The organism is Exiguobacterium sp. SH0S2, assembly GCF_004337185.1.
In the GTDB taxonomy this organism is placed as follows: domain Bacteria; phylum Bacillota; class Bacilli; order Exiguobacteriales; family Exiguobacteriaceae; genus Exiguobacterium; species Exiguobacterium aurantiacum_A.
Map to the genome: position 1 here is coordinate 309,985 of NZ_SJVB01000003.1, position 12,936 is coordinate 322,920.

9 protein-coding genes and 2 pseudogenes are annotated in these 12,936 nt (G+C 51.3%); 2 read left to right on the top strand and 9 right to left on the bottom strand.

Annotated elements, in window-relative coordinates:
• Nucleotides 1–96: 96 nt before the first annotated feature.
• Nucleotides 97–885, bottom strand: a complete 789-nt coding sequence (locus EVJ21_RS10220; RefSeq protein WP_131463896.1) for a MazG nucleotide pyrophosphohydrolase domain-containing protein — start codon at nt 883–885, stop codon at nt 97–99.
• An 85-nt stretch (nt 886–970) separates the two neighbouring features.
• Here EVJ21_RS10220 and ytvI point away from each other — a divergent pair, with 85 nt between their 5' ends.
• Entirely contained in the window at nt 971–2,101 is a 1,131-nt protein-coding gene (gene ytvI / locus EVJ21_RS10225) for a sporulation integral membrane protein YtvI (protein WP_131490431.1), read from the top strand.
• Nucleotides 2,102–2,106: 5 nt separating this feature from the next.
• Here ytvI and EVJ21_RS10230 read toward each other — a convergent pair whose 3' ends face one another.
• The 3 genes from EVJ21_RS10230 to EVJ21_RS10235 are packed head-to-tail and all read right to left on the bottom strand — an operon-like array spanning nt 2,107 to nt 4,344.
• Nucleotides 2,107–2,766, bottom strand: a complete 660-nt coding sequence (locus EVJ21_RS10230) for a DUF429 domain-containing protein (RefSeq protein WP_131441446.1) — start codon at nt 2,764–2,766, stop codon at nt 2,107–2,109.
• Nucleotides 2,747–2,905 (bottom strand): hypothetical protein, encoded by a 159-nt coding sequence (locus tag EVJ21_RS15380; protein ID WP_161567373.1) that lies wholly within the window; start codon nt 2,903–2,905, stop codon nt 2,747–2,749. Before EVJ21_RS15380 ends, EVJ21_RS10230 begins: the two co-directional genes overlap by 20 nt.
• Nucleotides 2,902–4,344: a leucyl aminopeptidase gene (locus EVJ21_RS10235; protein ID WP_131490432.1), complete on the bottom strand. Its 1,443-nt coding sequence runs from the start codon at nt 4,342–4,344 to the stop codon at nt 2,902–2,904. Before EVJ21_RS10235 ends, EVJ21_RS15380 begins: the two co-directional genes overlap by 4 nt.
• 331 nt (nt 4,345–4,675) lie before the next feature.
• Between EVJ21_RS10235 and ptsP the strand changes: the two genes are divergently transcribed.
• Nucleotides 4,676–6,394, top strand: a complete 1,719-nt coding sequence (ptsP, locus tag EVJ21_RS10240; RefSeq protein WP_070328769.1) for a phosphoenolpyruvate--protein phosphotransferase — start codon at nt 4,676–4,678, stop codon at nt 6,392–6,394.
• A 138-nt stretch (nt 6,395–6,532) separates the two neighbouring features.
• Here ptsP and ptsG (EVJ21_RS10245) read toward each other — a convergent pair.
• From ptsG (EVJ21_RS10245) to EVJ21_RS10265, 5 genes and pseudogenes are all read right to left on the bottom strand, one after another.
• Nucleotides 6,533–8,470 (bottom strand): annotated as a pseudogene (gene ptsG, locus EVJ21_RS10245) (glucose-specific PTS transporter subunit IIBC); the annotation flags it as partial.
• 133 nt (nt 8,471–8,603) lie between these two features.
• Nucleotides 8,604–10,103: pseudogene (gene ptsG / locus EVJ21_RS10250) on the bottom strand (glucose-specific PTS transporter subunit IIBC); the annotation flags it as partial.
• A 216-nt stretch (nt 10,104–10,319) separates the two neighbouring features.
• Nucleotides 10,320–11,168, bottom strand: coding sequence for a glucose PTS transporter transcription antiterminator GlcT (gene glcT, locus EVJ21_RS10255; protein WP_131441442.1), 849 nt, complete (start codon nt 11,166–11,168; stop codon nt 10,320–10,322).
• Between the two features lie 106 nt (nt 11,169–11,274).
• Entirely contained in the window at nt 11,275–11,592 is a 318-nt protein-coding gene (locus tag EVJ21_RS10260) for a YuiB family protein (protein ID WP_070328765.1), read from the bottom strand.
• Nucleotides 11,593–11,721: 129 nt separating this feature from the next.
• The gene (locus EVJ21_RS10265) at nt 11,722–12,933 is read right to left on the bottom strand and encodes an NAD(P)/FAD-dependent oxidoreductase (protein WP_071397893.1); all 1,212 of its coding nucleotides are present in this window, start codon (nt 12,931–12,933) and stop codon (nt 11,722–11,724) included.
• Nucleotides 12,934–12,936: the final 3 nt, after the last annotated feature.

Consider the following 12,936-nt stretch of genomic DNA (forward strand, 5'->3'; position numbering starts at 1 on the left):
TACTAACAACACCTTCATAGTAGCATAACGCTTTTTAAAAAAAAGTAAGTATTTGAAAAAAAGATGAATATTTTTGATAAAAAGGGGAATACTTTTCTACCAGTTTTTACGAATAATAATAAATTTGTCTATCCCATGCCATTCTTCGTCGATTATGAACGATTCCGGCACCTTCCAGTCTTGCTCGAGAGAGGACGTCATGATGAACGGATCGTCTGGTTGAAGAATGACGAACCCATCCAGCCCTTCGACATGGGCAATCTTAAAGAATCGTTCCATGTTATATTCTCGTTCTCTATATCGGCTCGCTTCCTCCGAAGGTTTAGCCTCAATTCCTCCCCAATATCGACCAGATTTAAAACGCGTGTACAATCGCACCGCCGATTCGGTGATCGGGTCAGGCGTATGGTCGAACCGCCCGAAATCGCGCGCGGATTTCTCATCGATCAGCGAACCGATTTCCGCATACAAATCAAGCTCAATCTCGCGTGCGATATCGAACACCGCTGCTTGGACGCTCTCGATTCGATACTGTAACGAACCCGGCGTCGATGATGCTTTCAATTTTTTATCCCCTTCGTAGGCGTTCAAGGTCCGGGCCACCTCCCCCGCTTCACGAACGAGCGAATAGTAAGCGCGATGAACGAGGCGCTCGCCTCGTCCGTTCGATTGATCGTCAAGTTCGATCGCATACTGATTGGCGAGACAAGTTGAAATGACGAATACATCTAACAGCTCTTCCACGAGCGCTGCCTCGTCCTGGTCATGCAAGGCACCACCCACTTCTCCCACTTCTTCTAATAATCTGGCCAAGCCTGATAGCGGCCGCCAATACCCTCCTAAGTGGATAATCATCCGATCGATTTTCTGTTGAATCTCCTTCATATTTAATCACCTATCCATCCTCTTCATTTACCAGTTGCGTGGTATACTATGCTCAATCCAATTGTTAGGAAAGGGGCAACCCCTCATGTCTCCTGTAAGACTTTGGCAATTACTTCGATTTCTCCTTGTCGGCATCGGACTCGTGCTCGTTATTTGGGGACTGAGCGTCCTCTTTACGTACACGTATCCTTTCGTGTTCGCTTTCTTGTTATCCTTGTTGACAGTCCCCCTCGTCAACTTGTTCGAGCGTCAGACGAAGATGCCGCGTGCCCTTGGCACCCTCGTTTCACTGCTAATCGTTATGAGTCTTGTCAGCGGCGTCATCGCCATCGTCGTCACCCAATTGATTCGTTACTTGACGATTGCGGCCGAAAAACTTCCAGACCAGATCGAGACGTTCACTGCCTACGTGCAGCGTATGTTCAATCAAAAAATCGCCCCGTTCGTCAACGACGCCTACGACAGCATCCAACGGTTAAACCCTGGTCAAACGACATCGCTCGAAGGTGGCATCACTGAAATCGGCGTCCAACTCGGTGCCGCGATCGGCGTCCTGTCTCGAGGTGTCGCCGGGCTCCTGCAAGACATCCTGAGCGCACTCCCGCTCGTCCTGCTCTTGTTCGTCGTCATCGTCCTAGCCTGGTTCTTCATCACGAAAGACTGGCCGTCTTACATGCGTTCGATCGAGCGGTTGAACAAACGAAAAGGCTTTAAAGAGTTCGAACTCGTCATGCTCAATTTACGCTCGGCTTTGTTCGGCTATGTCCGGGCCCAATTGACCCTCATTTCCATCACGTTCGGAATCGTCTTGGTCGGGATGTTCATTCTACGTGTCGACAATCCGTTCTCATTCGCCTTGTTAGCCGCGTTCTTTGATCTGTTGCCTTACCTGGGTGTCGGAACACTCTTAGTGCCATGGGCAGCCTACGCGGCCATCTCAGGCGACTGGTTCAGCGCGATCGGGCTTCTCGTGCTCTACATCCTCGTCATCGTCCAACGCAACTTGGCCGAGCCGAAGATCGTCGGCTCTCATATCGGCCTCGATCCGCTCGCGGCTTTGATCTCGATCTTTGTCGGTCTGCAACTGTTCGGTGTCCTCGGTTTCATTTTAGGACCAGTCCTCGCGGTATTGCTGAAAGCACTTTACAACGCCCAAGTATTTCATTACATATGGAAGTTCGTCCTCGGACCAATCCAGACACCAAAAGAGCGATGACGCGGTCATCGCTCTTTTGTCTTCGGTACCGCTACGAACGGTAATCCCTCTGTTTGATGCGGATGCGTCTCTAAGCCTGTCGTCCCGGCCTCATAGGCGGCGACGGCAAGGATACATGCGTCGATGATATCGTCGACTTTGACGTTCGACATCTTCCACTTCCACGGCGAACTTTTCGAATAGCGCCGCAACAGCTCGATCCGTTCGGCTTCGCCGGCCTCAGTCTTTTTGCTGAAATCGGCCTCGTGTCCGGTCATGACGGCGAAACAGACTTCCGGATGCGACTCATACACGTCTTCAGCCGTGATCGTTTGAAACTCACGAATACGCGGCACGAGGTTCCATGCTTGCTTGCTGATTCCTTTTCCAATCAGTTCGCGACTTCTCACATTGGCGGCTTCATACGTCTGTTCCATCACGACGTCTTGAATCGGCGGCGTGAAGATCGACGACTTCCGTTGCTTCAACTGGGCCCGCATCCACGCATCGCACGTCCGGTCCGGGTTTGAGATCGTCCCGAGATCGTTCGGCATGTCGACGAAGTGCATTGCCCCGTCAATCAATAAATCTTCCAACTGTTCTGAGATGGTCAAGCACAGCGAGATGCTATCGTACGTGATTCGCACCCAGCCTCCGCGTGCCCCATCAATTCCTACTCCGACCACGGCGTCCCTCCTGAATCAAAAACAAAACTCCGAGCACCGCACTAAAGACGGATACCCCTAACAACAACTGGCTCGGCCAAGCCGCATAGCCGAGACCTGCGACGATGGCCAAACCGATCAACATTAATCCGAATTTCAACGCTTCCACCCTTCGAGCATTGACGCAAGTGTACGTACCATAACACCGGTCGGGCCTTTCGGACCGAGATCGTTCGCCGCAGAACGCTCGCTCGTTCCAGCGATATCGAGGTGGAGCCACGGCGTGTCACCGACGAACTCGCCGACGAACGCGCCACCGAAAATCATATGACCGAAACGGCCCGGTGAGTTGTTCAAGTCGGCGACTTCAGATTTCCGAACTTGCTTGATGAACACATCAAAGTAAGGCATTTGCCAAACGAGCTCATTCGTTGCTCGGCTCGCCGTCTCTAGTGCCTCATAGAGCGAGTCGTCGTTCGTCAGGCAACCAGTTACCTCAGTACCGAGCGCGACGAGTACACCGCCTGTCAGCGTCGCTACGTCGATGATGGCTTTCGGCTCATACGTCTTCGCGAACGTCACCGCATCGGCAAGAACGAGTCGTCCTTCCGCATCGGTATTGAGCACTTCGATCGTTTTCCCGTTCATCGCCGTAATGACGTCGTCCGGTTTGAACGCGTCTCCTGAAATCATGTTGTCCGTTGCCGGAATGACGCCGAGCACGTTGACAGCCGGTTTCGTCGTCGCGAGCGTCTCAAACAGACCGAGCACGGTGGCGGCACCACCCATATCGCCTTTCATCCCGACGATCCCGTCTTTCGGCTTGATCGAGTAACCGCCCGTGTCGAACGTGACACCTTTTCCGACGACGGCAATCGGCGCATCGTCCCCGGCACCGTTGTACTCGAGCACGATCAACTTCGGCGGAATTGTCGAACCTTGATTGACAGCGAGCAGCGCCCCCATACCGAGCGCCTCCATCTCTTCTTTTTCAATGATTCGATGGCTGAAACCATGACGCTCGGCCAGGTCGACGGCGTAGTCGGCTAGTGCCACTGCGTTCAAAATGTTAGCCGGCATCATCGTCAACGTCCGAGCGACGTTGACCCCACGCCCGTAAGCGGCACCCGCTTCGACGTCCGCTTCGTTCGCGTCTCCTAAAAGGGTGATCGTCACGTCCGGTGTCGCCGATTTTGGCGCCGACTTATATGTAGGATGCTCATACGTCGCCATCTCATACGCTTCTGCGAACAAGCTCGCCACGCCTGGTTCAAACGTGTCGAGCGCGACCGCGACGTCCGTGAAGGCGCGGGCTTTGATTTCTTTCGCGACTTTCCCGAACCAATTCCGCAAGTTTTCGACGGACGAATCGTTGCGTTGTCCTAAACCCACGAACAGCACGCGTTTGATGTTCCCCTCAAACGTCGGCACGATCGAGACTTCCCCTGTCTTCGTCGAGATGTCAGCTGACTGGATGAGCGATTTGACGCGCCCGTTGAACAACGTGTCGAGCCCTGTTTCGACGGCGTCGGCCGCCCCGATTCCGACAACGACCGTGTCGTGTGAACCGGTCCAGTCTAATTCAGCGAATTGATACATATTTGCCACTTCCCTTCTTTATATAAGGTAAGCATAACGAACTTCATCGAAATAATGAAATAGTATGCGCAATCGTCGCTAATTCTTCAAATTCAAAGGCTATCTCCTCGTTGTGACGATGTTTTATTTTATGATAGGATAGGAAAGTACGCAATCAGGCATCCCTCGTGCTCGAGGCGAGGCCATTTTGTTCGGTCGAGGCTTCCCCTAGTAGTAGACCGTTGCTACTTTAATCTTCCGGGTTTTCGTTAGTTCCTTTTTCATTTCGGGTAAGAACTAACGAGGTAACGTTGGAAAAAACACTATTTCTTTGAAGAGAGGGATTACGCTTATGTCACACATTAAAGGTATTGGCGCATCTGCAGGAATCGCAGTTGCGAAAGCATTCGTCATGGAGACACCTTCATTTGACATCCCGACGAACAAAATCGAGGACGTAGCCGCTGAGAAGGCACGCTTCCAAGCAGCCATCGCTCAGTCGAAAACAGAACTCGAAGAAATCCGCCAGATCACACTGCGTGAACTCGGAGAAGACAAGGCTGAGATCTTCTCGGCTCACTTGCTCATCGTGGAAGACCCAGAGATCGTCTCGCAAGTGAACGAAAAAATTGAAAGCGAACACATGAACGCTGCGAAAGCGCTCGATGAAGTCGCTCAAACGATGATCATGATCTTTGAATCGATGGACAACGAGTACATGCGCGAGCGCGCGGCTGATGTCCGCGACGTCACAAAACGCGTCATGGCCCACATCCTCGGCGTCACGTTCATGACACCTGCTTCAATTTCTGAAGAAGTCATCATCATCGCTGAAGATTTGACACCGTCTGACACGGCTCAGCTCAACCGCAAATACGTCAAAGGGTTCGCGACAAACATCGGCGGTCGTACATCACACTCGGCCATCATGTCGCGCTCACTTGAAATCCCGGCAGTCGTCGGAACGAAAGTCGCACTCGAAGAAATCAAGAACGGCGACCTCGTCGTCATCGACGGGACAGAAGGAGACGTTTTCGTCAATCCGTCTGAAGAACTCGTCAATGAATACGTCGCTAAACGTGCGTCATTCGAAGCCTACAAAGAAGAGTTGAAGCAACTCGTCAACGAAGAGTCTGTCACGGCAGACGGTCATAAAGTGAAACTCGCGGCGAACATCGGGACACCGAACGACCTTGAAGGCGTTCTTAAAAACGGTTCTGATGCGATCGGTCTTTACCGGACAGAGTTCCTTTACATGGATTCAGAAACATTCCCGACTGAAGAAGAGCAGTACACGGCATACAAAACAGTAATCGAAGGCATGGAAGGCAAACAAGTCGTCATCCGTACGCTCGACATCGGTGGAGATAAAGAATTGTCTTACCTCGACCTCCCGAAAGAGATGAACCCGTTCCTCGGCTATCGCGCCATCCGCCTTTGCCTCGAAGAAACGGACTTGTTCCGCACACAGCTTCGCGCCCTTCTCCGCGCCTCGGCTCACGGTGACCTCGCTATCATGTTCCCAATGATTGCGACACTTGAAGAGTTCCGCGCAGCGAAAGCCCTTCTTCTCGAAGAAGAAGCGAAGTTGAAAGCAGAAGGCGTCGCTGTCGGTAACTACGAGACAGGAATGATGGTCGAAATTCCTTCGACAGCCGTCATGGCGAAACAATTCGCGAAAGAAGTCGACTTCTTCTCTGTCGGCACGAACGACTTGATTCAATACACGATGGCAGCTGACCGCATGAACGAGAAAGTCTCGTACTTGTACCAGCCGTTCAACCCGGCCATCTTGAACCTTCTCCACAACGTCATCACAGAAGCACACAAAGCAGGCAAATGGGTCGGCATGTGTGGCGAGATGGCTGGAGAAGAGCTTGCGATTCCAATCCTGCTAGGACTTGGCCTCGACGAGTTCTCGATGTCGGCTTCAAGCGTCCTTCGCGCACGTAGCCTCGTGAAACGTTTGACGAAAGCTGAAACAGAAGCGATCGTCAACGACGTCCTCAACATGGATACAGCCGAAGAAGTCGTCAACTTCATCAGCCAAAAATTCGATATTAAAGCATAATCAAAAGTGGCTCTCGCAATTTGCGAGAGCCACTTTTTTTTGCGCTTATTCCGCGCCTTTGTCATCCGTTCTAAAATCGAGCGCTTCCCCGGCGACGACCGTCTCTCCGAACGGTACGACGACGACTTTGCCGTCCCCGTTCGTCCAAATGATCGGCGTGATGAGCGACGGGACTTTGTCACGGATCAAGTTGAGGTCGACATCGAGCAGAATATCTCCCGCTTCGACGCGGTCGCCTTCTTTCACTTTGGCGACGAACCCTTCCCCTTTCAGATTGACCGTATCAAGACCGACGTGGATGAGAATCTCGCGTCCGTCGTCCGCGAGCAGCCCGATCGCGTGTTTCGTCGGGAAGAACGTCGTGATCTGACCGGTGACCGGTGCCACGACTTGGCCGGAACTCGGCTCGATCGCGAACCCTTCACCCATCATCCGGCCCGAGAAGACTTGGTCCGGTACATCGTCAAGCGACAAGATGACACCCGACATCGGTGCGAGGAAGCGATGGTCGGCATGCTCGGCCGCTTCCGGCGTGATGACCGCTTTTTCTTTCGGTTTGTACTCGCCACCTTCGATGATGGCGGCGATTTGCGATTTGAGTGTATCGGACTTCGGTCCGAAGATGGCTTGAATGTTATCCCCGACTTCAAGCACACCGGCGGCACCAAGATCTTTCAGCAAGTCTTTATCGACTTGTTTGACATCGTTCACGGTGACACGGAGTCGTGTGATACAAGCATCAAGATGCTTGATATTCTCAGGGCCACCGAGGCCAACGAGCACTTCGTACGGAAGGTCATCGTCGACAACCGTTCGGGCGCCACGCCCTTCGGCGACGACGTCACGACCTGGAACTTTCAAATCGAACTTCGTGATCGCGAAACGGAATCCAAAGTAATAGACGACCGCGAAGACGAGACCGACTGGAACGACGAGCCACCAAGCGGTCCGGTTCGGTAATACCCCGAACAGCAGGTAGTCGATGAGTCCGCCCGAGAACGTCATCCCAATTTTAACGTTGAGCAAATGCATCGTCATAAACGATAGTCCAGCGAACACGGCGTGAATACCGAAAAGAAGTGGTGCGACGAAGACAAATGAGAATTCGACCGGTTCAGTGATACCAGTCAAGAATGAAGTGAGGGCTGCTGAGAAGTAAAGTCCTTCCACGTCTTTACGACGCTCTTTCGGGACCGTGTGGTACATGGCGAGACAGGCGGCCGGTAACCCGAACATCATGAACGGGAACTTCCCAGTCATGTACGTCCCGGCTGTGAATTCGACGCCGTCACGAAGCTGGGCGAAGAAGATCCGTTGGTCCCCCTGAACGAGATCCCCGGCTTGGTTCGTATATTCCCCGAACTGGAACCAAAACGGCGAGTACCAAATGTGGTGAAGACCGAAAGGAATCAATGACCGTTCGACCAAACCGAAGACGAATGCGGAAACCGCCACGTTCGCCTCAATGATCGTGCTCGAGAACGTATTGATGGCAGTACCGATCGGCGGCCAAATGTAGGCGAGCGCGATCCCGATCACTAAACTGAACGCGGCGGTCGCAATCGGAACGAAACGTTTCCCAGCAAAGAATCCTAAGAAGTCCGGCAACTTGATGTTAAAGTACTTGTTATACGCGAACGCGGCAATCAAACCGGCGATGATACCACCGAATACCCCCATTTGGAGCGTCGGGATACCAAGTACCGATGCATAGGCAGGATCCCCCTGGACAATTTCTGCAGTAATCCCGTTCCACGTGCTGATAACTTTGTTCATGATCAAATAACCAACGATAGCTGCTAACCCGGCAACACCGTCTCCGTTGGCCAGCCCAATGGCGACCCCGACGGCGAACAACAGACCTAAATTGGCGAACACGATATCCCCGGCATCGGTCATGACTTGCCAAATGAGGACGAGTGCATCGTTTGCCAAGAAAGGTAACAGCGAAACGAGATCAGGATTTTGGAACGCAGTACCAAATGCAAGTAATAGACCGGCTGCCGGCAAAATCGCAACCGGAAGCATGAGCGCCTTCCCGATCCGCTGCAATACGCCAAACACTTTCTTCCACATCATGGTTCCTCCTTTTGTCAGAATACTTACTTTTCCCCATCTGATACCAGGCTGAAACCGTTTCCCCATACAAAAAAAGCCAACCCTTAATGGATTGGCTTAATACTTAGTTTGCTTTCTTTTCGTTACCTGAAGCGATGACCGCTTGCATCTCTGATTTCAATGCATCCGAACGCGGTCCAAAGATGGCTTGAATGTTGTTACCGACTTCAAGGACACCAGCTGCCCCGAGACGTTTCAACTCTTCTTTGTTCACTTGGCTCTTATCTTTAACTTCGACGCGAAGACGTGTGATACATGCGTCAAGGTGTTTGATGTTTTGTGAACCACCGAAACCAACGAGGATATCTTGTGCAAGTTCCGAACCAGTAGCTGTTGATTGCTCAACGACTTCATCTTCACGGCCCGGTGTTTTAAGGTTGAACTTACGGATAACGAAACGGAATCCGAAGTAGTAAATGACTGCGAACGCGAGTCCGACTGGAATGACGAGCCACCATGCTGTTTGGTTAGGAAGTACACCGAAGAGAAGGTAGTCGATCAAACCGCCCGAGAACGTCATCCCGATTTTGACGTTCAAGATGTGCATGACCATGAATGAAAGACCAGCGAAAACTGCGTGTACTGCGAACAAGAGTGGAGCTACGAACAAGAATGAGAACTCGATCGGCTCTGTGATACCTGTCAAGAACGATGTGAGTGCTGCCGAAGCCAAGAGACCGCCGACGACCGCTTTACGCTCAGGACGTGCTTCATGGTACATCGCAAGTGCTGCTGCAGGAAGACCGAACATCATGAACGGGTATTTACCAGTCATGAACGTACCGGCTGTAAGCTCGGCACCGTCACGGATTTGAGCGAAGAAGATCGCTTGGTCACCGCGGACGATGTTGCCAGCTGCATCCGTGTATGATCCGAATTCGAACCAGAACGGTGAGTAGAAGATATGGTGCAAACCGAACGGGATCAACGAACGTTCAATCAAACCGAAGACGAACGCTGCGAGCGTACGGTTTTCTTCCAACATGAAGTTTGAGAACGTGTTCAAACCGTGCTGAACTGGTGGCCAGATGAGAAGCATGACGAAACCAGCGACGACAGCCAATACAGCTGTGACGATTGGGACGAAACGCTTACCAGCGAAGAAGCCAAGGAATTGTGGCAATTCGATGTTGAAGTACTTATTGTATGCCCAGGCCGCTATCAGACCGACGATGATACCACCGAAGACACCTGTTTGAAGTGTTGGGATACCAAGGACTGACGCGTAAGCCGGGTCACCTTGTGCGATGATCTCAGGTGTGAGTTCGAGCCAAACACCCATGACTTTGTTCATGATGAGGAACCCGACGATGGCTGCGAGTCCGGCAACGCCGTCCCCTGCTAAACCGATCGCGACACCGACTGCGAATAAGAGTGCTAAGTTCGAGAAGATAATTCCGCCTGCTTGCTCCATGAGCTGAGCAAACTTGACAACGCCTGCGTTAGTCAACCAACCAGCGCGTGACGTAAGGGCCGGGTTTTGCATCGCGTTACCGAATGCGAGAAGAAGACCGGCTGCCGGCAAGATCGCAACAGGAAGCATAAGCGCTTTACCGACTTTTTGAAGAACACCAAAAATCTGCTTAAACATGATAAATCCTCCTTTTGTAATTGTTTATTCTGAAACCGAACGTAGATGTCAGACAACCGACGTATCTAAACGTTTTCATAATGAACGTTTATAAAAACAGAAACAGGCATGAATAAGGTATAGAACGTAGACTTCTCCTCAATAGAGAAATCGTAGCCGTTCCACTCCTTACTCATGCCTGATCGAATCAGTAACACGTAAGATACGTGGTATCAGTTATCTACTTGTAGTCAGTCGCTGGAGATGCATCGTCAAATATGTCGCTTCACCTCGTGGCACAGGACGCTTTAATTCGCGTTCCATGATGCCCATCAGCTCCCAAGCAGTACTATAGCATAGCGGATATTCTTCACGCAACACCTTTTCTATTTTTTGTGGAGCCTCGACCGTCTCACCTGTCGCAACCCGCTCAACGGCGTACCTTAAGTGCCGAAGTAAGCGCTTATAATCGAGCGAAGTCCGGTCCATTTTGACGTTCAAACGACTCTCAATCGTCTGAACGATCTGGCCGATGATTTGATTATGACGATTGACTTCGAGGACGTTTTTAAACGTCGTCGCCGAATGGATATGAAGGGCGATAAATCCGACCTCGGCATCAGGAAGCAACACATCGAGGCGCTCGTGGATCATGTCGACGATCCGTTCAGCGAGCGCGTACTCGTTCGGATAGAGCGATTCAGTCTCGAGTAAGAACGGATTCGTCACTTCCATCCCTTGCTCGATCCGTTTCATCGTAAAGAACAAGTGATCGGTCAGGCCGATATGGATATGTTGGTCGACTTTTTTTCCTGTGTTGCTCTCGATGAAGCCGACGATGTCTTGCATGAAGGCGATGAAGTCTTCATCGACGTGCTTCACGAGCTCACGATATTGAGATTGCTCTTCCTTATCCGTCAATTGATACACTTTCTCCGGGACGCTGGCCGGGTCGACGAGATCGCCCGCTTTCTTGCCGAAGCCAATCCCCTTCCCAAGCAGAATGACTTCCGGATCCGTATCATGTTGACAAATGACAACGCTATTATTCAACACTTTTTTGATCGTATACATCGGTAATGTCATTCGTATCGCATCCCTTACTAATTAAATCGTTATCTCATCTAGTATATCGGTTCAGCTTCTAAAAAAGTAGGCAGAAACCAAAAAAAGACGAACATTTCTGTCGTCTTTAAAACATCGAGTAACCGCTCTTACGCAAGTACCGGATGGTGACCCCTGCCAAGATGGCACCGAGCAATCCGAATCCGAGCATAAAAATGTCGAGAAACTGCAGACCGAGCAGACGCTCATAGACGTTCGCGAGCGCGGTCGATGTTTCCGTGACGTAGCTTGACAGCTTGACGTTGTCGATCATCATGATGACGAAAATCGGATAGATGAACACGAGCGTCCACGTCTTTTTGAGCAGCATGTTCAAGATGAAACCGATGCTGAAGAAGATGACTAAATATAAAATCGCGCCGATGACGGCTTGGATGATGTGCATGTGATTGCCCCCTTTTCCCGTTGTCTATTATACCGAAAAGAAATCCGCTTGGTCAAAGAAGTTCACTGAATCGTTGACATGAAAAAGCAGCCCGTTCAAATGAACAGGCTGCTCGTTGGCTCAAACGAATCAGAATTTACCTTTTTTAAGGACGAGACCGTATTTTTTGAGCTCGATAAAGTGTTTGTTGTCGATGACTTTCTTCATGAATGAAGCGTTGCGACCGAAGATTTTTTTGCCCATGACGATTCCGATTCCATCGTTATGACCAAGTGACGCGACCGTCCCTTTGCTCTCATACGTGAACTTCGAAGTCGACTTTCCGTTGATGAGCGCAGCGATGTTTTTCGCCACGTTGTGCGCTTGTTGCGTCGCGATTTGCGCCGTCGGCGGGTACGGACGGTTCGAGACAGGATCCATGACAGCTGAGCAGTCACCGATGATGAAGACGTTATCGTGGCCAGGGGCACGGTTGTCCGCCTCGACCATGACACGGTTACGGACCGCTTCGAAGCCAGACTTCTCAACGATCGGGCTACCGCTGACGCCGCCTGTCCAAAGGATCGTGTTCGCTGCGATCGTCTCTGTCGTCTCACCTTTGAGTGGACCGAACGTGACGACACCTGGCTCTACACCTTTGATGCCGTTGCCGAGTTTCATCTCGACGCCGTTACGCTCGAGCCATTTTTGCGCATACGTCGTGAGTTCCGGGTCGAACCCTGGAAGAACCGTTGGCGCTGCCTCGATGTTAACGATGCGGACCGCTTCACGGGGAACATCGTACTGTTTGCAAAGTTCAGGGACACGGTTGACAAGCTCACCGAGGAACTCGATACCTGTGAATCCAGCACCACCGACGACGATCGTGACGAATGAACGGTCAGATGATCCGTTCGTCTTGTATTGTGCGAACGAGTACTCGATATGTTCTTTAATTTTACGAACGCTGTTGAGCGAGTTGATCGTCATCGCGTTCTCTTTAAGGCCCGGGATACCGAATGTTTCCGGTACGCCACCGAGGGCGAAGACGACGTAATCGTACTCGACAGTCGATCCGTCTTCGAGCATCACTTGTTTAGCTGTAGTATCGACGCGATCGACGATCCCTTTGACAAATTTAACGCGTGACGCATTGACGACGTCGTTAATGTAGACACGAGCCTGCTCAGGCTTCATCGTTCCGGCCGCCGGCTCATGAAGCCAAGTCGTTTGGTAATGGTAATCGTGTTTGTTGATCAACGTGATGTTTGCATCTCCAGCTGCAAGCGTCTTCTGAAGGTTTACTGCCGTGATGAGTCCACCGAAACCTGCGCCGAGGATAACAATGTTAGGTCGTTTCATGTT

What these genes read in the sequence shown, in the direction of transcription:
- EVJ21_RS10220 (WP_131463896.1), bottom strand. Translation starts at nt 885, where the DNA reads ATGAAGGAGATTCAACAGAAAATCGATCGGATGATTATCCACTTAGGA.
- ytvI (WP_131490431.1), top strand. Translation starts at nt 971, where the DNA reads ATGTCTCCTGTAAGACTTTGGCAATTACTTCGATTTCTCCTTGTCGGC.
- EVJ21_RS10235 (WP_131490432.1), bottom strand. Translation starts at nt 4,344, where the DNA reads ATGTATCAATTCGCTGAATTAGACTGGACCGGTTCACACGACACGGTC.
- ptsP (WP_070328769.1), top strand. Translation starts at nt 4,676, where the DNA reads ATGTCACACATTAAAGGTATTGGCGCATCTGCAGGAATCGCAGTTGCG.
- glcT (WP_131441442.1), bottom strand. Translation starts at nt 11,168, where the DNA reads ATGACATTACCGATGTATACGATCAAAAAAGTGTTGAATAATAGCGTT.
- EVJ21_RS10260 (WP_070328765.1), bottom strand. Translation starts at nt 11,592, where the DNA reads ATGCACATCATCCAAGCCGTCATCGGCGCGATTTTATATTTAGTCATC.
- EVJ21_RS10265 (WP_071397893.1), bottom strand. Translation starts at nt 12,933, where the DNA reads ATGAAACGACCTAACATTGTTATCCTCGGCGCAGGTTTCGGTGGACTC.